Source organism: Streptomyces sp. NPDC089424, from assembly GCF_044749345.1.
In the GTDB taxonomy this organism is placed as follows: Bacteria; Actinomycetota; Actinomycetes; order Streptomycetales; family Streptomycetaceae; genus Streptomyces.
This window is the reverse complement of sequence record NZ_JBIVHU010000006.1, coordinates 443,858-465,229: the sequence shown is the minus strand read 5'-3', so window position 1 is coordinate 465,229 and position 21,372 is coordinate 443,858. Positions and strand designations below refer to the sequence as shown.

17 protein-coding genes are annotated in these 21,372 nt (G+C 69.8%); 16 read left to right on the top strand and 1 reads right to left on the bottom strand.

Translation table 11 applies throughout. The features are described 5' to 3' along the window. The first annotated feature begins 14 nt into the window (after positions 1 to 14). From ACIP2X_RS26980 to clpX, 3 genes are all read left to right on the top strand, one after another. Entirely contained in the window at positions 15 to 623 is a 609-nt protein-coding gene (locus ACIP2X_RS26980) for an ATP-dependent Clp protease proteolytic subunit (protein ID WP_030779489.1), read from the top strand. A gap of 78 nt (positions 624 to 701) precedes the next feature. Then, a complete protein-coding gene (locus ACIP2X_RS26975) occupies positions 702 to 1,382 on the top strand; it encodes an ATP-dependent Clp protease proteolytic subunit (RefSeq protein ID WP_401677208.1) in 681 nt (226 codons plus the stop codon). A gap of 190 nt (positions 1,383 to 1,572) precedes the next feature. After that, positions 1,573 to 2,859, top strand: coding sequence for an ATP-dependent Clp protease ATP-binding subunit ClpX (gene clpX, locus ACIP2X_RS26970; protein ID WP_401677206.1), 1,287 nt, complete (start codon positions 1,573 to 1,575; stop codon positions 2,857 to 2,859). A 70-nt stretch (positions 2,860 to 2,929) separates the two neighbouring features. Here clpX and ACIP2X_RS26965 read toward each other — a convergent pair whose 3' ends face one another. Continuing rightward, positions 2,930 to 3,883 (bottom strand): hypothetical protein, encoded by a 954-nt coding sequence (locus tag ACIP2X_RS26965; RefSeq protein WP_401677204.1) that lies wholly within the window; start codon positions 3,881 to 3,883, stop codon positions 2,930 to 2,932. Between the two features lie 136 nt (positions 3,884 to 4,019). Between ACIP2X_RS26965 and ACIP2X_RS26960 the strand changes: the two genes are divergently transcribed. The 13 genes from ACIP2X_RS26960 (at position 4,020) to ACIP2X_RS26900 (ending at position 21,337) form a co-directional block, all read left to right on the top strand. Next, on the top strand, positions 4,020 to 6,644 hold the full coding sequence (locus ACIP2X_RS26960) for a valine--tRNA ligase (RefSeq protein ID WP_401677202.1): 2,625 nt from the start codon (positions 4,020 to 4,022) through the stop codon (positions 6,642 to 6,644). Positions 6,645 to 6,866: 222 nt separating this feature from the next. After that, positions 6,867 to 8,387: a bifunctional folylpolyglutamate synthase/dihydrofolate synthase gene (locus ACIP2X_RS26955; protein WP_401677200.1), complete on the top strand. Its 1,521-nt coding sequence runs from the start codon at positions 6,867 to 6,869 to the stop codon at positions 8,385 to 8,387. A 6-nt stretch (positions 8,388 to 8,393) separates the two neighbouring features. Then, positions 8,394 to 8,735 (top strand): DUF4233 domain-containing protein, encoded by a 342-nt coding sequence (locus ACIP2X_RS26950; RefSeq protein ID WP_365452308.1) that lies wholly within the window; start codon positions 8,394 to 8,396, stop codon positions 8,733 to 8,735. 68 nt (positions 8,736 to 8,803) lie between these two features. Then, positions 8,804 to 9,217, top strand: coding sequence for a nucleoside-diphosphate kinase (ndk, locus tag ACIP2X_RS26945; protein WP_401677198.1), 414 nt, complete (start codon positions 8,804 to 8,806; stop codon positions 9,215 to 9,217). A 323-nt stretch (positions 9,218 to 9,540) separates the two neighbouring features. After that, a complete protein-coding gene (locus ACIP2X_RS26940; protein WP_365452312.1) occupies positions 9,541 to 10,560 on the top strand; it encodes a rod shape-determining protein in 1,020 nt (339 codons plus the stop codon). 165 nt (positions 10,561 to 10,725) lie between these two features. Next, positions 10,726 to 11,760, top strand: coding sequence for a rod shape-determining protein MreC (gene mreC / locus ACIP2X_RS26935; RefSeq protein ID WP_401677196.1), 1,035 nt, complete (start codon positions 10,726 to 10,728; stop codon positions 11,758 to 11,760). A gap of 14 nt (positions 11,761 to 11,774) precedes the next feature. Beyond that, positions 11,775 to 12,452, top strand: a complete 678-nt coding sequence (mreD, locus tag ACIP2X_RS26930; RefSeq protein ID WP_401677194.1) for a rod shape-determining protein MreD — start codon at positions 11,775 to 11,777, stop codon at positions 12,450 to 12,452. A gap of 116 nt (positions 12,453 to 12,568) precedes the next feature. Beyond that, positions 12,569 to 14,842, top strand: coding sequence for a penicillin-binding protein 2 (gene mrdA / locus ACIP2X_RS26925; protein ID WP_401677192.1), 2,274 nt, complete (start codon positions 12,569 to 12,571; stop codon positions 14,840 to 14,842). Continuing rightward, positions 14,839 to 16,038 carry a rod shape-determining protein RodA gene (rodA, locus tag ACIP2X_RS26920; RefSeq protein ID WP_401677190.1) on the top strand — a complete coding sequence of 400 codons (1,200 nt, stop codon included), beginning with the start codon at positions 14,839 to 14,841 and terminating at the stop codon, positions 16,036 to 16,038. The genes mrdA and rodA overlap by 4 nt, the downstream gene beginning before the upstream one ends. A gap of 98 nt (positions 16,039 to 16,136) precedes the next feature. Further along, on the top strand, positions 16,137 to 17,639 hold the full coding sequence (locus tag ACIP2X_RS26915; protein ID WP_401677188.1) for a CHAD domain-containing protein: 1,503 nt from the start codon (positions 16,137 to 16,139) through the stop codon (positions 17,637 to 17,639). Between the two features lie 98 nt (positions 17,640 to 17,737). Then, a complete protein-coding gene (locus tag ACIP2X_RS26910) occupies positions 17,738 to 19,693 on the top strand; it encodes a TIGR03960 family B12-binding radical SAM protein (RefSeq protein ID WP_401677186.1) in 1,956 nt (651 codons plus the stop codon). 298 nt (positions 19,694 to 19,991) lie between these two features. Continuing rightward, a complete protein-coding gene (gene ribB, locus ACIP2X_RS26905) occupies positions 19,992 to 20,645 on the top strand; it encodes a 3,4-dihydroxy-2-butanone-4-phosphate synthase (protein WP_401677184.1) in 654 nt (217 codons plus the stop codon). Next, positions 20,642 to 21,337, top strand: coding sequence for an HAD family hydrolase (locus tag ACIP2X_RS26900; protein ID WP_401677182.1), 696 nt, complete (start codon positions 20,642 to 20,644; stop codon positions 21,335 to 21,337). Before ribB ends, ACIP2X_RS26900 begins: the two co-directional genes overlap by 4 nt. Positions 21,338 to 21,372: the final 35 nt, after the last annotated feature.

Sequence of the window (21,372 nt, the reverse complement as noted above, 5' to 3'; positions counted from 1 at the left end):
ACGTGACGAATCTGATGCCCTCCGCCGCCGGCGAGCCCTCCATCGGTGGCGGCCTCGGCGACCAGGTCTACAACCGGCTGCTCGGCGAGCGGATCATCTTCCTCGGCCAGCCGGTCGACGACGACATCGCCAACAAGATCACCGCACAGCTGCTGCTCCTTGCCGCCGACCCGGACAAGGACATCTACCTCTACATCAACAGCCCCGGCGGCTCGATCACGGCCGGTATGGCGATCTACGACACCATGCAGTTCATCAAGAACGACGTGGTGACCATCGCCATGGGCCTCGCGGCCTCGATGGGGCAGTTCCTGCTCAGCGCGGGCACGCCCGGCAAGCGCTTCGCGCTGCCGAACGCCGAGATCCTGATCCACCAGCCGTCCGCCGGACTCGCCGGCTCGGCCTCGGACATCAAGATCCACGCTGAGCGGCTGCTGCACACCAAGAAGCGCATGGCCGAGCTGACCTCCCAGCACACCGGCCAGTCGGTCGAGCAGATCACCCGCGACTCGGACCGCGACCGCTGGTTCGACGCCTTCGAGGCCAAGGAGTACGGCCTCATCGACGACGTCATCCCCACGGCTGCCGGCATGCCGGGCGGCGGCGGCACCGGGGCGGCCTAGCGGCCTCCGGGGCCCCTCCAGGGCCCCGTGAGCCGCCCAGCGCCCCAGCCACCGCCCCAGCCCCTTTCAGGAGACACCGTGAACGACTTCCCCGGCAGCGGCCTCTACGACCGTACGCGCGCCGAGTACACCGGCCCGCAGGCCGAGTCCCGCTACGTCATCCCGCGCTTCGTGGAGCGCACCTCCCAGGGCATTCGCGAGTACGACCCGTACGCGAAGCTCTTCGAGGAGCGCGTGATCTTCCTCGGCGTCCAGATCGACGACGCCTCCGCCAACGACGTCATGGCACAGCTGCTGTGCCTGGAGTCGATGGACCCCGACCGGGACATCTCGGTCTACATCAACAGCCCCGGCGGTTCCTTCACCGCGCTGACGGCGATCTACGACACGATGCAGTTCGTGAAGCCGGACGTCCAGACGGTCTGCATGGGCCAGGCGGCCTCCGCCGCGGCCGTGCTGCTGGCCGCCGGTACGCCCGGCAAGCGCATGGCGCTGCCGAACGCGCGCGTCCTGATCCACCAGCCGTACAGCGAGACCGGCCGTGGCCAGGTCTCCGACCTGGAGATCGCCGCGAACGAGATCCTGCGGATGCGCTCGCAGCTGGAGGAGATGCTGTCCAAGCACTCCACCCAGTCGATCGAGAAGATCCGTGAGGACATCGAGCGCGACAAGATCCTCACCGCCGAGGACGCGCTGGAGTACGGCCTGATCGACCAGATCATCTCGACGCGCAAGATGAACAACTCGACGGTCCGCTGACGCGGATCGGGTAATGTACGCCGCTCCTTGGCACGGTGTGACACTGTGCGTGGCAAGGTGCACGTCAAAGTGAACCGTGCCAAGGGGGGCCCGAACGGGGGGCTCGGCAAGGTACCGTCGGACATAAGGCAGCACCAGGAGACGCTGGACCAGGTGTCCAGTCGTCTCCCAGGCGAAGGGGAAGCACACCGTGGCACGCATCGGTGACGGCGGCGATCTGCTCAAGTGCTCGTTCTGCGGCAAGAGCCAGAAGCAGGTCAAGAAGCTCATCGCAGGCCCCGGTGTGTACATCTGCGACGAGTGCATCGATCTCTGCAACGAGATCATCGAGGAAGAACTCGCGGAGACCAGCGAGGTGCGCTGGGAGGAGCTGCCCAAGCCCCGTGAGATCTACGAGTTCCTCGAGGGGTACGTGGTCGGCCAGGAGGCGGCGAAGAAGGCCCTCTCCGTCGCCGTCTACAACCACTACAAGCGCGTCCAGGCCGGGGAGAACGGCGGCGCCCAAGGCCGCGACGACGCCATCGAGTTGGCGAAGTCGAACATCCTGCTGCTGGGCCCGACGGGCTCCGGCAAGACCCTCCTCGCCCAGACCCTGGCGCGGATGCTGAACGTCCCGTTCGCCATCGCCGACGCGACGGCGCTCACGGAGGCGGGCTACGTCGGCGAGGACGTCGAGAACATCCTGCTGAAGCTGATCCAGGCGGCCGACTACGACGTCAAGAAGGCCGAGACCGGGATCATCTACATCGACGAGATCGACAAGGTCGCGCGGAAGAGTGAAAACCCGTCCATCACCCGGGACGTGAGCGGCGAGGGCGTGCAGCAGGCCCTGCTGAAGATCCTGGAGGGGACCACCGCCTCCGTGCCGCCGCAGGGCGGACGCAAGCACCCGCACCAGGAGTTCATCCAGATCGACACGACGAACGTGCTGTTCATCGTGGGCGGTGCCTTCGCCGGACTGGAGAAGATCATCGAGTCCCGGGCCGGCGCGAAGGGCATCGGCTTCGGCGCGACGATCCGCTCCAAGCGCGAGCTGGAGGCCAAGGACCAGTTCCAGGACGTCATGCCGGAGGACCTGGTCAAGTTCGGCATGATCCCCGAGTTCATCGGCCGTCTGCCCGTCATCACCTCGGTCCACAACCTCGACCGCGAGGCCCTGCTCCAGATCCTGGTCGAGCCGCGCAACGCCCTGGTGAAGCAGTACCAGCGCCTCTTCGAACTCGACGGCGTGGAGCTGGACTTCGAGCGCGAGGCCCTGGAGGCCATCGCCGACCAGGCCATCCTCCGCCAGACCGGCGCCCGCGGCCTGCGCGCCATCATGGAGGAAGTCCTGATGTCCGTGATGTACGAGGTGCCGTCCCGCAAGGACGTCGCCCGCGTCGTCGTCACGGCGGACGTCGTCCACTCCAACGTCAACCCGACCCTGATCCCGCGTGACGCGCGGGGGCGGGGCCCGGGCGAGCAGAAGTCCGCGTAGCCCGCGGAGCACGACACACGAGAAGGGGCCCCGGTCAACCGACCGGGGCCCCTTCTCGGTCGCTGCGACGTCAGGCCTTGACGCGGATCTCGGGGCGAAGCTTGGAGGTGAGGTCGATCGCGACGTCCTTCGTCACGCCCTTGGTGGTGTCACCGGGGGAGACCATGACGATGGTGCTGTAGTCAGCCCAGGCGCAGAACCAGTCGGTCTTCTCCTTCTTGGTGGCCGGGTCGGTGCCTTTGGCCGCCTGGCACTTCATGTAGGCGCCGTCCAGGTCGGCCTCCTCGGGCTCCCCGACCAGTTCGGTCTTCGGGGTGCTCGGGTCGCTGGAGGTGTCCTCCTCGGCCGACTTCTTGAAGTTGGCGAAGAACGTGTCGAGGGCCTGCTCCGGGTCCGCGATGTCGCCGTAGGCGCCGGCGAACGTGAGGCCCTTGGCGTTGGCGAGTTCGCTCGGGTCGGGCGCGGTGCTCGGGTCGGAGGGGTCGTAACCCGTCAGGTCCGCGGTCGAGTAGATGCCGAGCACCGTCTTGGCGTTCTTGACGCCGCTCTTCTCCAGCTCGGCCACCGAGTCGTCGCCGGCGCTCGCGCCGTCGTCGGAGACCCGCTTGTAGTCGGTGAGCACGGTCTCCGGGGTCGCCACCTTGTGCGCGCCGTCGTCCTCGACGCCCGCGCCGCCGCCCCCGCCGATCACGAAGTACGCGCCCACCGCGATCGCCGCCACGACCGCGACCGCGCCGATGATGAGGCCGGTCTTCTTCTTGCCGCCACCCGGGGCCGGCGGCATCGGGGCGCCGTAGGGGGCCTGGCCGTAAGGCGGCTGGCCGTACGGCGGGGTCTGGGGCGGGACGCCCTGCGGAGGCTGCTGCGGGTAGCCGTATCCCGGCTGCTGCGGCTGGCCGGGCTGCTGGGGGTAGCCGTAGCCGGGCTGGGGGGCCTGCGGCTGCTGGCCGTACGGACCCGGCTGGCCGTACGGACCGGGCTGCTGGGGCTGCCCGCCGTACGGGCCCGGCTGGTTGTAGCTCATTCCTGGGTTCCCCTCCAGATGCTTATGTGTTCACGACATCCTGGCGCAGTCACAGGAAACGCACCGCATCGGGGGCATCACCGTTACACAAGAATCGTGTTTCGGGACCACCCGGTGACACCCCTAAACTGAGCGGGTGACCGAGAACGCTCAGCAGCAGCCACCAGCGCCCCACACCGAACTGCCGACCCAGTACGCGCCGGCCGACGTAGAGGGGCCGCTGTACGAGCGCTGGGTGGAGCGGGGTTACTTCGAGGCGGACGCGAAGAGCGACAAGCCGCCGTTCACCGTCGTCATCCCGCCGCCGAACGTCACGGGCAGCCTGCACCTCGGGCACGCCTTCGAGCACACCCTCATCGACGCCCTGACCCGCCGCAAGCGGATGCAGGGGTACGAGACGCTGTGGCAGCCCGGCATGGACCACGCCGGCATCGCCACGCAGAACGTCGTCGAGCGGGAGCTGGCCAAGGAGGGCAAGTCCCGGCACGACCTCGGCCGTGAGGCGTTCGTCGAGCGCGTCTGGCAGTGGAAGGCCGAGTCCGGCGGGCAGATCTCCGGGCAGATGCGCCGCCTCGGTGACGCCGTCGCCTGGTCGCGTGAGCGCTTCACCATGGACGAGGGCCTCTCGAAGGCCGTCCAGACCATCTTCAAGCGGCTCTACGACGACGAGCTGATCTACCGCGCCGAGCGCATCATCAACTGGTGCCCCCGCTGTCTGACGGCCATCTCGGACATCGAGGTCGAGTACCAGGACGACGACGGCGAGCTCGTCTCCATGAAGTACGGCGACGGGGACGAGACCATCGTCGTCGCCACCACCCGCGCCGAGACGATGCTCGGTGACACCGCCGTCGCCGTCCACCCCGACGACGAGCGCTACCGGCACCTGGTCGGCAAGCTCATCAAGCTGCCGCTGACCGACCGTTCCATCCCGGTCGTCGCGGACGAGCACGTCGACCCCGAGTTCGGCACGGGCGCCGTCAAGGTGACCCCGGCGCACGACCCGAACGACTTCGAGATCGGCCGGCGTCACGACCTGCCCGCCATCACGGTCATGGACGAGCACGCCGTCATCACCGCCCACGGCCCCTTCCAGGGCCTGGACCGGCTGGAGGCCCGCTCCGCCATCGTCGCCGCGCTGCGCGCCGAGGGCCGGATCGTCGCCGAGAAGCGCCCCTACGTCCACTCCGTCGGCCACTGCTCGCGCTGCAAGACCACCGTCGAGCCGCGCCTGTCCATGCAGTGGTGGGTCAAGGTCGGCCCGCTCGCCAAGGCCGCCGGTGACGCGGTCCGCGAGGGCAAGGTCAAGATCCACCCGCAGGAGATGGAGAAGCGGTACTTCGACTGGGTCGACAACCTCCACGACTGGTGCATCTCGCGGCAGTTGTGGTGGGGCCACCGCATCCCGGTCTGGTACGGCCCGCAGGGCGAGGTCGTCTGCGTCGGCCCCGACGAGGAGCCGCCGAGCGGTGAAGGCTGGCGTCAGGACTCCGACGTCCTCGACACCTGGTTCTCCTCCGGCCTGTGGCCCTTCTCCACGCTGGGCTGGCCCGAGCGGACCGAGTCGCTCGCGAAGTTCTACCCGAACTCCGTCCTGGTCACCGGCTACGACATCCTCTTCTTCTGGGTCGCCCGGATGATGATGTTCGGGCTGTACGCGATGGACGGCACCCCGCCGTTCCACACCATCGCGCTGCACGGCATGGTCCGTGACCAGAACGGCAAGAAGATGTCCAAGTCCTTCGGGAACGTGGTCAATCCGCTGGACTGGATGGACAAGTACGGCAGCGACGCCCTGCGCTTCACGCTGGCCCGCGGCGCCAACCCCGGTGTCGACGTCCCGATCGGCGAGGACTGGGTCCAGGGGTCGCGCAACTTCGCCAACAAGATCTGGAACGCCACGCGCTTCGCGCTGATGAACGGCGCGACGGTGGACGGCCCGCTGCCGGACGCGTCGAGGATGTCCCCGACCGACCGCTGGATCCTCTCGCGCCTCAACTCGGTCGTCGCCGAGGTGGACGCGTACTACGAGGACTACCAGTTCGCGAAGCTGTCCGACGCCCTGTTCCACTTCGCGTGGGACGAGGTCTTCGACTGGTACGTCGAGCTGTCCAAGACCACCTTCCAGGCGGGCGGCGAGGCGGCCGAGGTCAGCAAGCGGGTCCTCGGCGAGGTCCTGGACGTCACCCTGCGGCTGCTCCACCCGGTCGTCCCGTTCGTCACGGAGACGCTGTGGACCACGCTGACCGGCGGCGAGTCGGTCGTCGTGGCCGAGTGGCCCACGGACAGCGGCTTCCGTGACGCGGACGCGGAGCGGGAGATCGAGACGCTCCAGTCGGTCATCACCGAGGTCCGCCGCTTCCGCGCCGACCAGGGCCTCCAGCCCGGCCAGCGGGTGCCGGCGCGCCTTGGCCTCGGCGGTACGGCGCTGGCTCCGCACGAGCCGGCCATCCGCCAGCTGCTGCGGCTCCAGCCCGAGGGCGAGAGCTTCGCGGCGACGGCGACGCTGCCGGTGGCGGGGGTCGAGGTCGCGCTGGACCTCTCCGGCGTGATCGATGTCGCGGCGGAGCGCAAGCGGCTCGCCAAGGACCTCGCCGCCGCCGAGAAGGAGAAGGCCCAGGCCACGGCGAAGCTCGGCAACGAGGCGTTCCTCGCCAAGGCGCCGGACGCGGTCGTGGACAAGATCCGCACGCGGCTGGCCAAGGCGGACGAGGACATCGCCCGCATCCAGTCCCAGCTGGAGCGTCTGCCGCAGTCCTGACGACACCCCCTGCGTACGGGGCCCCGGTGCCTGCACGGCACCGGGGACCCCGACCCCTGACCGACGCACGGAACGTGTACGCCACCAAGGGGCGCGGGGAACCGCGCGAGCGACCACGTACCGCCCCGCACCCGGCGACGAACCCGGCCACCCACCCCGCGGCCCCGCACCACCGAGAAGCCACCGCACGCGCTGTCGGCCCCCCTCCGTAGACTGGTCCCCGTGAGTGAGTTCCCCCCGCACGACAGCGGCGACCAGTCCGACCCCGGCGAGTCGTTCGACGAGATCATCGCCGCCGAGACCGAGCGCGACCCCGACCTCGCCGTCATCGAGGCAGGCAGCCGCACCCTGCGCACGCAGGACGGCCCGCCGGAGCCCGATGTACCGGCGCGCCCCGAGGACCCCGAGACGGACAAGGCGCTGCGTGAGGTCGAGGCGGAGCTCGCGACCCGCTGGGGCGAGACCAAGCTGGAGCCGTCCGTCACGCGCATCACCGCGCTGATGGACGTGCTCGGCGAGCCGCAGCGTGCGTACCCCTCGATCCACATCACGGGCACCAACGGCAAGACCTCCACCGCACGCATGATCGAGGCCCTGCTGGGCGCCTTCGAGCTGCGGACCGGGCGGTACACCTCACCCCACGTGCAGTCCGTCACCGAGCGGATCAGCCTCGACGGAGCGCCGATCGCAGCCGAACGCTTCATCGAGACGTACCAGGACATCAAGCCGTACGTCGAGATGGTCGACGCCCAGCAGGACTACCGGCTGTCGTTCTTCGAGGTGCTGACCGGCATGGCGTACGCCGCCTTCGCCGACGCGCCGGTGGACGTCGCCGTGGTCGAGGTGGGCATGGGCGGGAGCTGGGACGCCACCAACGTCATCGACTCCGACGTCGCTGTCGTGACGCCGATCGACCTCGACCACACCGACCGGCTCGGCGGCACGCCCGGCGAGATCGCCGGTGAGAAGGCCGGGATCATCAAGTCCGGCGCCACCGTGATCATGGCCCAGCAGCCGGTCGACGCCGCGCAGGTGCTGCTGAAGAAGTCCGTGGACGTCGACGCGACCGTGGCCCGTGAGGGGCTGGAGTTCGGCGTCGTGTCGCGGCAGGTCGCCGTCGGCGGCCAGCTGCTGACGCTGCGCGGGCTCGGCGGCGAGTACCCCGAGGTGTTCCTGCCGCTGCACGGCGCGCACCAGGCGCACAACGCCGCCGTCGCGCTGGCCGCGGTGGAGGCGTTCTTCGGCGTCGGCGCGCAGCGGCCCGAGCCGCTGAACATCGACACCGTGCGCAAGGCCTTCGCCGCCGTCGCCTCGCCGGGCCGCCTGGAGGTCGTCCGGCGCTCGCCCACCGTCGTCCTCGACGCCGCGCACAACCCGGCGGGCGCCCGCGCCGTCGCCGAGGCGGTCGGTGAGGCCTTCCAGTTCAGCCGGCTCATCGGGGTCGTCGGAGCCAGCGGCGACAAGGACGTACGCGGGCTGCTGGAGGCCTTCGAGCCCGTGTTCGCGGAGGTCGTCGTCACCCAGAACTCCAGCCACCGCGCGATGGACGCCGACGAGTTGGCGGGCGTCGCCGTCGAGGTGTTCGGCGAGGACCGGGTCCAGGTGGAGCCGCGGCTGCCGGACGCGCTGGAGGCCGCGATCACCTTGGCCGAGGAGGAGGGCGAGTTCGCGGGCGGCGGCGTCCTCGTCACCGGATCCGTCATCACCGTCGGCGAGGCCCGACTGCTGCTGGGAAGGGGCTGACCCTCGATGCGTACGCTCTGCGCCTCCACCCTCATCGGCGAGGTCTTCGTCATCGGCTTCGCCGGTCTGGTCGCGATGAAGGACCCCGATCTGGCCATGTCGACGGTCTGGACGGTCAGCGGCATCGCGATGTTCCTGTGCCTGGTGCTGTGCGGCCTGGTGACCCGGCCGGGCGGGGTGGCCATGGGCTGGGCGCTCCAGCTCGGACTCATTGCTTCCGGATTCTTCGTCCCCACGATGTTCTTTCTGGGGGCGATGTTCGCCGCGCTGTGGTGGGCTTCCGTCCACTACGGCAGGAAGATCGACGAGGCCAAGGCCCGATTCGCCGCCCAGGCTGACACTGCGTGACGAAGGCCCGGTCGGGCCCTGTAGCCTCATCACCCCGCACATCGCGTGATCCCAGAAGGAGCCCCGTCGTGACCCAGCGCACCCTCGTCCTGCTCAAGCCCGACGCCGTACGTCGTGGCCTGACCGGCGAGATCATCAGCCGCATCGAGCGCAAGGCGGACTGGCGGATCACGGCGCTGGAGCTGCGCACCCTGGACCAGGAGACCCTGGAGCTGCACTACGGCGAGCACAAGGGCAAGCCCTTCTACGAGCCGCTGGTCGCGTTCATGGCGTCCGGTCCGGTCGTGGCGCTGATCGTCGAGGGCGAGCGGGTCATCGAGGGGGTGCGCGCGCTGGCCGGCCCGACCGACCCGATCGCCGCCGCGCCCGGCTCGATCCGCGGCGACTACGGCGTCATCGTCCGGGAGAACCTGATCCACGCGTCCGACTCCGAGGAGTCGGCCGAACGTGAGGTGAAGATCTTCTTCCCCGGTCGCGCCTGACACGCCGCCGCGGAAGCGGAACGAATTCACCGCGCGTCCTTCTGAGGGACCGTCACCTTTTCAAACCGTCTGACCTGGGGCGGCCGCGCATTTCCGGCCGTCCCGCCGCATATCCGTGCCGATCGGGGGAACGAGTGCCCCCGATGGCCCGTCTCCACAAGCGAGGCGACGCGCCATCTGATGACAATGGCGAAGACCCTCGCGCAGTGTTCGCGAAGGCGCGTCTACGATGGAAGCCTTCACGTCACAGCACCCACCTCGCCGACCTGAAAAGCCCTCAAAAGCTCCGTGGGAAGGCCAGACGAATCCTGATGGGGAACTCAATGTCGTTCATCGGCCGTGACATGGCTGTCGACCTCGGGACCGCCAACACGCTGGTGTACGTCAGGGGTCGCGGGATCGTACTCAACGAGCCGTCCGTCGTCGCGATCAACACCAACACCGGTGGCATCCTCGCGGTCGGTGCCGAAGCGAAGAAGATGATCGGGCGCACGCCCGGCAACATCGTTGCCGTCCGTCCGCTGAAGGACGGCGTGATCGCCGACTTCGAGATCACCGAGCGGATGCTCCGCTACTTCATCCTGAAGATCCACAAGCGGCGTTATCTGGCTCGTCCGCGGGTCGTCGTCTGTGTGCCCTCGGGCATCACGGGTGTCGAGCGCCGCGCCGTCATCGAGGCGTCGTCCCAGGCCGGCGCCCGTCAGGTGCACATCATCGAGGAGCCCATGGCCGCGGCCATCGGCTCCGGCCTGCCGGTCCACGAGGCCACGGGCAACATGGTGGTGGACATCGGCGGCGGCACCACGGAGGTCGCGGTCATCTCCCTCGGCGGCATCGTCACCGCCCAGTCCATCCGGGTCGCGGGCGACGAGCTGGACAACGCGATCATCCAGCACATCAAGAAGGAGTACTCGCTCCTGCTGGGTGAGCGCACGGCCGAGCAGATCAAGATCACGATCGGTTCGGCGTACGACCTCGACTCCGACGAGCACACCGAAATCCGCGGCCGGGACCTCGTCTCCGGGCTGCCCAAGACCGTCGTCATCTCGGCCGCCGAAGTCCGCAAGGCGATCGAGGAACCTGTCAACGCCATCGTGGACGCGGTGAAGACGACGCTCGACAAGTGCCCGCCCGAGCTGTCCGGCGACATCATGGACCGCGGAATCGTTCTGACCGGCGGCGGCGCGATGCTGCGCGGCCTGGACGAGCGGTTGCGCCGGGAGACCGGAATGCCGATCCACATCGCCGAGGACCCGCTGGACAGCGTGGCGCTCGGGTCCGGCAAGTGCGTCGAGGAGTTCGAGGCGCTCCAGCAGGTTCTGGACGCCCAGCCGCGCAGATGAGGTAACTCTTCGATTCCGCCGTACGAGACCATCGCCTCTCGTACGGCGGATCGTTGATATAGAGGCATAAGCTGCCACAAACAGCCCGTGGGAATCAGCCGTTCGGATTCCCGGCGGGCCACCCGATTTCCCGGATTCCTATGAGGAAGGGCACGGCCGCCGCACGTGAGGGACACACGAGAGAGCCGGCTGCTTCTGGTGCTGCTGGTCGCCATCGCGTTCGCGCTGATCACGGTGGACATTCGCGGCGGGGAGGATTCACCGGTCGACGGTGCCCGTGGTGCCGCGGCCGCCGCCTTCGGCCCGGTCGAGAACGGCGTGTCGTCCGCGGTCGACCCGGTGGGCAACGCGATCGCAGCGATCCGCGACTCCGGCGAGCGGCACGACCGACTCGCCGAACTGGAGCGGCAGAACGCCGATCTGAAGGCGAAGCTCGGCAGCGACGACCGCAACCGCAGCCGCCTGAAGCAGCTCGACAAGATGCTGAAGATCGCCGGTCAGGGCCAGTACGGCATCAAGGGCGCCGAGGTCATCGCCATAGGAGCGGCCCAGGGCTTCTCCTGGACCATCACCATCGACATCGGCGCCGACGACGGCATCAAGCGCGACATGACCGTCCTCAACGGCGACGGCCTCGTCGGCCGCGTCACCACCGTCGGCCCGAACACCGCGACCGTGCTGCTCGCCAGCGACCCCGACTTCACCGTCGGCACCCGTATGGAAGGCAGCGACGAACTCGGCTTCGCCTCCGGCCAGGGCGACCGCCCGCTGCGCGTCGAACTCCTCAACGGCAAGGCCCAGATCAAGAAGGGCGACCGCCTGGTCACCTTCGGCTCGCAGGCCGACAAGCCGTTCGTGCCCGGCGTCCCGGTCGGGGTGGTCTCCCGCGTCGACCCCTCCGGCGGCGGCCTGACCCGCACCCTGTACGTCACCCCGTTCGTCGGCTTCAGCAAGCTCGACATCGTCGGCGTGGTCGTCCAGACGCCTGAGCGGGACCCGCGCGACACGGTGCTGCCGGCCAAGCCCAAGCCCACGCCGACGCCCACCGTCACGGTGACCGTGACCCCGGGCGCGGAGAACGCCGACGCGTCCGCCGACGATGACGCGGTCACGGACGGCGACGCGGCGACCGACAGCGACTCGGCCACCGACGACCCGTCACCCGACGACGGCCAGTCCCAGCAAGAGGAAGACCAGTAGGGGGAGCTGTACCCATGCGCTTCAACAGGATTCTGCTCTCCTCCGCACTGGTCGTCGTCGCCCTGGTGCTCCAGGTGAGCGTGCTGGCCCGGCTGCACCTCCCGGGCGCCGTCCCCGACCTGGTACTGCTCACCGTGCTGGCCCTCGCCCTGGTCTACGGACACGTCGGCGGCGCCCTGATCGGCTTCGGCGCCGGACTCCTCGCCGACCTGGCCCCGCCCGCCGACCACGCCGCCGGCCGCTACGCGCTGGTGCTCTGCGTCATCGGCTACCTCGCGGGCCTGGTCAAGCCGGAGAACGGCCAGCTCAAGTCGGCGACCGGCCCGATGGCCGTGGTCGTCGCCGCCGCGGTCGGCAGCACCCTGCTGTACGCCGGGGTGGGCGCACTCGTCGGCGACACCGCCGCCCGCCACGTCGGCCTGCCCGGACTGCTGTTCACGGCCGCCCTGTACGACCTGCTGCTCGCCCCCTTCGTCGTCCCAGGACTGATGGCGCTCGCCCGCCGCGCGGACAACAACCCGCTGGAGGCCGGCTCGTCGGCCAAGGCGACCGACATCTCCTCCGGCTGGCTCTCCTCCGGGACCGGCCTGCGCATCGGAGGCCAGCGCGGCGGATTCGGGGGCCTGAAGGTGAAGGCGGCCCGAGCGCGGGTGGCCCGGGCCGGGCGCATCAAGGGGGTCAAGCGGCTGTGAGGGCAGGTCAGTTCACCCGAACGGGGGAGCTCAGGAGGAACCCGGCCTCGCGGGTCGGCCGTTCATCACTCGTACCCGCACACGCGTACGCGCTCTGAGAGGGGGAGGCAGCCGCAGTGACCAACATTCCCGAGACCGGACGGACCCCACGGGTCCAGACCCGGCTCGTCGTGATCCAGATCCTCGTCCTCTCCCTCCTGGCCACCCTCGGAGGCCGGCTGTGGTATCTCCAGATCCGTGAGGGCGAGGCCTACGCCAAGGAGGCCTCGGGCAACCACGTCCAGCAGGTGGTCGAGCCCGCGGTGCGCGGCTCGATCCTGGACGCCCGCGGAGTGGCCCTCGCCGACAACGAGACCCGGCTGGTGGTCTCCGCCTCCCGCACCGAGCTGCTGAAGATGAAGGACGACGGCAAGGCCGTCCTCACCAAGCTGGCGGCCGTGCTCGGCATGGCGCCCAAGGACGTCATGGCCAAGGTGCGGCTGTGCGACTCCCAGACGCCGCAACCGTGCTGGAACGGCTCGCCCTACCAGCCGATCCCCATCACCGACGAGGCCACCGCGCGCCAGGCCCTGCAGATCCGTGAGCGTGCCGAGGACTTCCCCGGCATCACCGCCGAGCCGCAGGCCGTCCGCCGGTACGCGAGCCCCGGCGCGGCCAACAGCGCCCAGGTGCTCGGCTACCTCTCCCCGGTCACCGACCAGGAGATCCAGCAGGCCCAGGACACCGACTCGCCCTATCTGCGCTCCGACCAGGTCGGCCGCAGCGGCCTGGAGCGGACGTACGACAAGGAGCTGCGCGGCAAGGCCGGCGTCACCCGCTACGAGGTGGACAACCTCGGCCGCGTCATCGGCCAGGCCGAGGCGGACGCCGCCGAGCCCGGCTCCAACCTCGTCACCAGCATCGACGCCCGCGTCCAGCGGGTCGCCGAGTTCGAGCTGAACGAGGCGATGAAGACCGCCCGCAAGGAGTGGGACCGCAACACCAACGAGCGCTACAAGGCCGACTCCGGCGCGGTGGTGGTGATGGAGGCCAAGACCGGCCGGGTCGTCGCCATGGCCTCCAACCCGGCCTACGACCCGAACGCCTGGGTCGGCGGCATCTCCGCCAAGGACTACGCCCAGCTCACCGGCAAGAAGTCCAACTACCCGCTGCTCAACAGGGCCATACAGGGTCAGGCGGCGCCGGGCTCCATCTTCAAGGTGGTCTCCACCGCGGCCGCGGTCCAGGCCGGCTACGCCTTCGACGGCCGCTACAACTGCTCCAGCGCCTACTCGGTCGGCGGCCAGGTCTTCAAGAACTTCGAATCGCAGAACCACGGCCCGATCAGCCTGGGCCGCGCCCTGGAGGTCTCCTGCGACACGGTCTTCTACCAGCTCGCGCACAACGAGTGGAAGAAGGACGGCGGCATCAACCCCAAGAAGGGCCAGCCCAAGGACCACTTCTACAAGGCCGCCCACCAGTTCGGCCTCGGCAAGGAGACCGGCATCGACCTGCCCAACGAGGTCACCGGCCGCGTCCCCGACCGCCAGTGGAAGCAGCAGTACTGGGAGGCCAACAAGGACGCCTGGTGCAAGACCGGCAAGAAGGACGGCGACTACGTCCAGCGCATCTCCTACGAGAACTGCCTCGAAGGCAACAAGATGCGCGCCGGTGACGAGATCAACTACTCCATCGGCCAGGGCGACACGCTGGTGACGCCGATTCAGATGGCGACGATCTACGCGGCCATCGCCAACGGCGGCACGCTCTACGACCCCTCCGTCGGCAAGGCGATCATCAGCCCCGACGGCAAGCGCGTCTCGGAGATCAAGCCAAGGTCGCACGGGAAGCTGCCGGTCACCCAGCAGACGCTGGCCCAGATGGACGAGGCACTGGAGGGCGTGGCCACCCGGGGCACGGCGGCCTGGCGGTTCGGCGGCTGGCCGCAGGACAAGATCCCGATGCACGCCAAGACCGGTACGGCGGAGGTCTACGGCAAGCAGACCACCTCGTGGTTCGCGACCTACACCGACGACTACGCGATCGTGATGACCATCTCCCAGGGTGGTACGGGTTCCGGCGCCTCGGGCCCGGCCGTGCGCAACATCTACGACGCGCTGTACGGCGTCGCCGACGACGGCGCCATCAACCAGAAGAACGCCCTGCTGCCCACCCCGCAGAAGAACCTGCCGAAGATCCAGCCCGACGGCTCGATCATCGCGCCGAAGGTCTCCAAGGACCCGGCCAAGGACCAGCAGGCCAGCCAGAAGGCGCCGGTGGACGAGGGCGGGCAGGTACAGACGGCGGCGACCCTGCCGTCCTCGCCCGAGGGCAACCGCAACACCCGACGGCAGGGCCGCCGGGGCCCCCGCAACCGCCGTGGGGCGCTCAGCCGAAGGATGCTCACATGACGGGCGCGAACAGCTTCCAGGTCTCCGGTTACGGACCCGAGCGCGCGGGCTGGACCCGGCTGTTCGCCCGTGACTCGCTCGCCCGGCGGCTCGACTGGCCGATACTGCTGTCGGCGCTGACGCTGTCGCTGATCGGCGCGATGCTGGTGTACTCGGCGACCCGCAACCGCACCGAGATCAACCAGGGCGACCCGTACTACTTCCTGGTGCGGCACCTGCTCAACACCGGCATCGGCTTCGCCCTGATGATCGGCACGGTCTGGCTCGGCCACCGCACCCTGCGCGGCGCGGTGCCGGTCCTGTACGGGGCGTCGGTCTTCCTGGTCCTGCTCGTCCTGACCCCGCTCGGCACCACGGTCAACGGCGCCCACTCGTGGATCGCGGTCGGCGGCGGCTTCTCCCTCCAGCCGTCCGAGTTCGTGAAGGTCACGATCATCCTCGGCATGGCGATGCTGCTGGCGGCCCGGGTGGACGCGGGCGACAAGACGTACCCCGACCATCGCACGGTCCTTCAGGCGCTCGGCCTGGCCGCGGTTCCGATGATGATCGTGATGCTGATGCCCGACCTCGGGTCGGTCATGGTCATGGTGGTGATCGTGCTGGGCGTCCTGCTGGCGTCCGGCGCGTCCAACCGGTGGGTGTTCGGACTGCTCGGCGCCGGCGCGATGGGCGCCATCGCGGTCTGGCAGCTGCACATCCTCGACGACTACCAGATCAACCGCTTCGCGGCGTTCGCCAACCCCGACCTCGACCCGGCGGGCGTCGGCTACAACACGAACCAGGCGCGCATCGCCATCGGTTCCGGCGGCCTGACCGGCTCGGGCCTGTTCCAGGGCTCGCAGACCACCGGACAGTTCGTGCCGGAGCAGCAGACGGACTTCGTGTTCACCGTCGCGGGCGAGGAGCTCGGCTTCCTCGGCGGCGGCCTGATAATCCTTCTGCTGGGTGTGGTGCTCTGGCGGGCCTGTCGGATCGCGCTGGAGACGACCGAGCTGTACGGCACCATCGTCGCCGCCGGGATCGTGGCCTGGTTCGCCTTCCAGGCCTTCGAGAACATCGGGATGACCCTGGGGATCATGCCGGTCACCGGCCTGCCGCTCCCGTTCGTCTCCTACGGAGGATCGTCGATGTTCGCGATCTGGGTGGCGGTCGGACTGCTCCAGTCCATCCGGGTCCAGAGACCCATGTCCGCGTAGCCCCAGGTGCCCGTCGAACCGGGGGCCGCGCGAAGTTTCTCCCGATTCAACCCTCTGGTCACCTGCCGTTGTGCCCCGACGCGCATTAGATTCGGGGCATGGCGGATACGAAGCGTGAGATCGAGCGCAAGTACGAGTCCGACGACAGCGGGCTGCCGGACCTGACCGGCGTCGCCGGCGTGAGCGCCGTCCTCGACCAGGGCGTCGCCGAACTGGACGCCACCTACTACGACACCCTCGACGAACGACTGGCGGACGCCTCGATCACCCTGCGGCGCCGCACCGGCGGCTCGGACGCCGGATGGCATCTGAAGCTCCCGGTCGCCACCGGCGTCCGCGACGAGATCCACGCGCCGCTCGCGGACCACGTGCCGTCCACCCTCGGTGCCCTCGTCCGCTCCCGGGTACGCGACCACGAGCTGGCCCCCGTGGTCCGGCTGCGCTCGACCCGTGACGTACGCCACCTCGTGGACGCCGACGGGCAACTGCTCGCCGAGGTCGCCCTGGACGCCGTACGAGCCGAGCGGCTCACCGGCAGCGGCGGGAAGGCCGAGTGGACCGAGATCGAGGTCGAGCTCGCCGACGGCGGCGACCCGGCGTTCCTCGACAAGGTCGACAAACGGCTGCGCAAGGCCGGCGTACGCCCCTCCGCGGCCCCGTCGAAGCTGGCCAAGGCACTGGCCGAGACCGGCGGCAAGGGAAAGCCCCGCAAGGAGGACCGGGCCGAGCCGGTCACCGCCGGTGACCATGTGCTCGCGTACGTCCGGGCCCAGCGGGACGTGATCGTCGAGCTGGATCCCGCCGTCCGCCGGGACGTCGAGGACTCGGTGCACCAGATGCGGGTCGCCACCCGCCGGACGCGCAGCACCTTCAGGTCGTACAGCAAGATCCTCGACCGGGCCGTCACCGACCCGATCGGGGCCGAGCTGAAGTGGCTGGCGGGCGAGCTGGGCGGCAGCCGGGACCACGAGGTACTGGCCGAGCGGCTCCGCGAGGCCGTGGCGAAGCTGCCCCCCGCCCTGGTCGTGGGGCCGGTCCGCAACCGGATGCGGACCTGGTCCACGGCGCGGGCCGGAGACGCGAAGCGTGAGATCGTCGACGTGCTCAACGGGCCCCGCTACCTCGCGCTCCTCGACTCCCTGGACGCGTTCCTCGCGGACCCCCCGCTGCGCGCGGCGGCGTCCGGGAAACCGTCGACCGAGCTGGCCAAGGCCGTGCACAAGTCGTACGACGTGCTCGCCGGACTGGTCGAGCACGCCCTGGTCACCCCGCCCGGCACCGACCGCGACCTGGCACTGCACGAGGCACGCAAGAAGGCCAAGCGGGTCCGCTACGCGGCGGAGCTGGCGGCTCCCGCGCTCGGCAAGCCGGCCTCCAAGCTGGTGTCGTCGGTGAAGGACCTGCAGAAGCTGCTCGGCGAGCACCAGGACAGCGTGATGAGCCGGGAGACCCTGAAGGAGCTGGCCGAGCAGGCGCACGCGGCCGGTGAGCACTCGTTCACGTACGGCGTGCTCCACACGGCGGAAGCGCGGCGGGCCACCGAGGTGGAGGAGGAACTGCCGGGCGTCTGGAAGGCGACGAGGGGGACGGCGGGGATCTGAGCGTGCGGAGGGGTGCCCCGGTCGCGTTAGGCTTGATGGTCACCCGCCCCCAGCCTCCGGCCGGGGGATGCCCCCAGTCAGCTCACGAAAGTCCCACGATGTCTGCCGAGTCGGTTTTCCCGCAGCTCGAAGCCCTGCTCCCGCATGTGCAGAAGCCGATCCAGTACGTCGGTGGAGAGCTCAACTCCACCGTCAAGGACTGGGACGCCTGTGATGTCCGCTGGGCGCTCATGTACCCCGACGCGTACGAGGTGGGTCTGCCCAACCAGGGCGTCATGATCCTCTACGAGGTCCTCAACGAGCGTGCGGGCGTCCTCGCCGAGCGGACGTACAGCGTGTGGCCGGACCTGGAGGCGCTGATGCGGGAGCACGGCGTCCCGCAGTTCACGGTGGACGGCCACCGCCCCGTCAAGGCCTTCGACGTGCTCGGCGTCAGCTTCTCCACGGAGCTGGGCTACACGAACCTGCTGACCGCGCTGGACCTGTCGGGGATCCCGCTGGAGGCCAAGGACCGCACCCTCGACGACCCGATCGTCGTGGCCGGCGGCCACGCGGCCTTCAACCCCGAGCCGATCGCCGACTTCATCGACTGCGCGGTGATCGGTGACGGCGAGCAGGCCGTCCTGGAGATGACGGACATCATCCGGGCCTGGAAGGCGGAGGGCCGCCCGGGCGGGCGCGAGGAACTGCTGTTCCGCCTGGCGCGCACCGGCGGCGTGTACGTGCCCGGCTTCTACGACGTGGAGTACCTGCCGGACGGGCGCATCGGGCGCGTCGTACCGAACAGGTCGGGTGTGCCGTGGCGGGTGTCCAAGCACACCGTGATGGACCTCGACGAGTGGCCCTACCCCAAGCAGCCCCTGGTGCCGCTGGCGGAGACGGTCCACGAGCGGATGTCCGTCGAGATCTTCCGCGGCTGCACGCGCGGCTGCCGTTTCTGCCAGGCCGGTATGATCACCCGCCCGGTGCGGGAGCGCTCGATCACCGGCATCGGCGACATGGTCGAGAAGGGGCTGAACGCGACCGGTTTCGAGGAGGTCGGCCTGCTGTCGCTGTCGTCGGCCGACCACAGCGAGATCGGCGACATCGCCAAGGGCCTCGCCGACCGCTACACGGACGACAAGATCGGACTGTCGCTGCCGTCGACCCGCGTGGACGCCTTCAACATCGACCTGGCCAACGAGCTGACCAGGAACGGCCGCCGGTCCGGCCTCACCTTCGCGCCGGAGGGCGGCAGCGAGCGCATCCGCAAGGTCATCAACAAGATGGTCTCCGAGGACGACCTGATCCGCACCGTCGCGACGGCGTACGGCAACGGCTGGCGGCAGGTGAAGCTGTACTTCATGTGCGGCCTGCCCACCGAGACCGACGACGACGTCCTCCAGATCGCCGACATGGCCACGCGCGTGATCCAGAAGGGCCGTGAGGTCTCCGGCGCGAACGACATCCGCTGCACGGTGTCGATCGGCGGCTTCGTGCCCAAGCCGCACACCCCGTTCCAGTGGGCGCCGCAGCTGTCGGCCGAGGAGACGGACGCCCGTCTCGAAAAGCTCCGGGACAAGATCCGCGGCGACAAGAAGTACGGCCGTTCCATCGGCTTCCGCTACCACGACGGCAAGCCCGGCATCGTCGAGGGCCTGCTCTCCCGCGGCGACCGCCGCATCGGCGCGGTCATCCGCGCGGTCTACGAGGACGGCGGCCGCTTCGACGGCTGGCGCGAGCACTTCTCCTACGACCGCTGGATGGACTGCGCGGACAAGGCGCTGCCGCAGTTCGGCGTCGACGTCGACTGGTACACCACCCGCGAGCGGACGTACGAGGAGGTCCTGCCCTGGGACCACCTGGACTCCGGCCTCGACAAGGACTGGCTCTGGGAGGACTGGCAGGACTCCCTCGACGAGACCGAGGTCGAGGACTGCCGGTGGACTCCGTGCTTCGATTGCGGGGTGTGTCCTCAGATGGACACCCAGATCCAGATCGGCCCGACGGGCAAGAAGCTGCTGCCCTTGACGGTGAAGAACGCGGCGCCGGCGGCGAGCGGTCACACGCACTGAGTGAGCGATCCGCACGGCGATGATGAGCCCCTCTGACTTCAGAGGGGCTCACTGCTGTCCGGTCAGCGGGGTGGGCCGGAGCGTCCCGCGGATTCAGCAGGGGGCGGCAGCGGATCGGGGCGGCGAGGGCGGCGCGGCCGAGCGAAGCAGTACGTCGTGGGGGTGTGCGCCCGGCGTGGGGGAGGGGTGATTTTGTGGGGCGGTAGTGATTCGTGCGCCGTTGTGGGATGCCTCAAGCTCGCCGGTGCGGTCACCGATCCATGGGGCAGGAACGGTGATTCAAGAAAGGCTGGTTCCTGTGACGTCAGTTTCGGTGCCGCGTCCGGATGCGGGCTTCGGCACGGTGGCGGTCGCCATCGAGGAGTTGCGGGCCGGCCGGCCCGTGATCGTGGTGGACGACGCGGATCGTGAGGACGAGGGCGATCTCGTCATGGCGGCGCAGTTCGCGACCGCCGAGGCCCTGGCCTTCTTCGTGCGCTGGACCAGTGGCCTGATCTGCGTACCGATGGCGTCCGAGGTCGCCGACCGGCTGGACTTGCCGCTGATGGTCCCGGCCGCCGACGGTGTGGAGGCGACCGCGTACACCGTCTCCGTGGACGCGGTCGGCGTCGGTTCCGGGATCTCGGCCGCGGACCGGGCGCTGACCGTCCGGACGCTCGCCGAACCCGGCTGCCTCCCGGACCGGTTGACGCGCCCTGGGCATGTGTTCCCGCTGCGTGCCCGCCCCGGGGGGATCGGGGAGCGGCGGGGGCACACGGAGGCGAGTGTCGACCTCATGCGCCTCGCCGGGCTGTCCCCGGTGGCAGTGATCAGCGAGGTCTGTGAGGACGACGGTTCGGTGGCCCGGTCCGATCGGCTGCGGGCGTTCGCGGACGAGCACGCGCTGGCGCTGGTGTCGATCGAAGAGCTTTCGGGGGCGCTGCCGCGGCGTCCGGACGAGGCCTCGGTGTGAGGGCCGAACGGCGGGCGACGGTCTTCGACCTGGACGACACCCTGATCGACAGCGGTGCGGCGTGGGGGCGCGTGTGCGCCGCCTTCACCGCCCGTCACGGGCACCGGTGGCGGGCCGAGGACGACGTGGCGATCCATGGCAACGGCGAATGGGCGTCGTATGTGGCGGGGTTGTGCCGCGGCTCGGTGAGCGGTGCCGAGGTGGTGGAGGTCTGCACCGGCGCGATGGTCGACGACTGCGCCGCCGGGCGGGTGCGGGCGCTGCCCGGGGCGGTGGAGCTGGTGCGCGAGGCGGCGCGGCACGGGCGCGTGGGTGTGGCCACCGCCAGTCCTCGCCGCTTCGTGCTCGCGGCGCTCCAAGGGCTCGGTCTGGCCGGGGAGATGAGCGCCGTCGTGTGCGGGGAGGACGTGGTCCGGGTCAAGCCCGCGCCGGACCCGTATCTGCGTGCCGCCGCCGAACTGGGCGTTCCACCGGAGCGGTGTCTGGCGGTCGAGGACTCTCCCGCCGGCATCCTCTCGGCCGCGGCCGCCGGGATGGCCGTTCTCGCCGTGCCCCGCGCCGGGGCGGAACTGCCCGCCGATGTCGCCGCGTTGTCCGCGGCGCAGGCCCTGACCGCGGTCGACGCCGTGCGCCTGCTGCCCGGCCTGCTGGCGCCTCGGCCCGCACCGCTGGTGTCCGGAGGCGCGCCGTAGGGCGGTGTGGTCGGTCGCTTCGTGTACATGTGCGC

Bases quoted from the DNA above. Each gene is read 5' to 3' on its own strand.
- ACIP2X_RS26980 (WP_030779489.1), top strand. From the start codon at position 15: ATGCCCTCCGCCGCCGGCGAGCCCTCCATCGGTGGCGGCCTCGGCGAC.
- ACIP2X_RS26965 (WP_401677204.1), bottom strand. From the start codon at position 3,883: ATGAGCTACAACCAGCCGGGCCCGTACGGCGGGCAGCCCCAGCAGCCC.
- ACIP2X_RS26950 (WP_365452308.1), top strand. From the start codon at position 8,394: ATGCGTACGCTCTGCGCCTCCACCCTCATCGGCGAGGTCTTCGTCATC.
- ACIP2X_RS26940 (WP_365452312.1), top strand. From the start codon at position 9,541: ATGTCGTTCATCGGCCGTGACATGGCTGTCGACCTCGGGACCGCCAAC.
- mreD (WP_401677194.1), top strand. From the start codon at position 11,775: ATGCGCTTCAACAGGATTCTGCTCTCCTCCGCACTGGTCGTCGTCGCC.
- rodA (WP_401677190.1), top strand. From the start codon at position 14,839: ATGACGGGCGCGAACAGCTTCCAGGTCTCCGGTTACGGACCCGAGCGC.
- ACIP2X_RS26915 (WP_401677188.1), top strand. From the start codon at position 16,137: ATGGCGGATACGAAGCGTGAGATCGAGCGCAAGTACGAGTCCGACGAC.
- ACIP2X_RS26910 (WP_401677186.1), top strand. From the start codon at position 17,738: ATGTCTGCCGAGTCGGTTTTCCCGCAGCTCGAAGCCCTGCTCCCGCAT.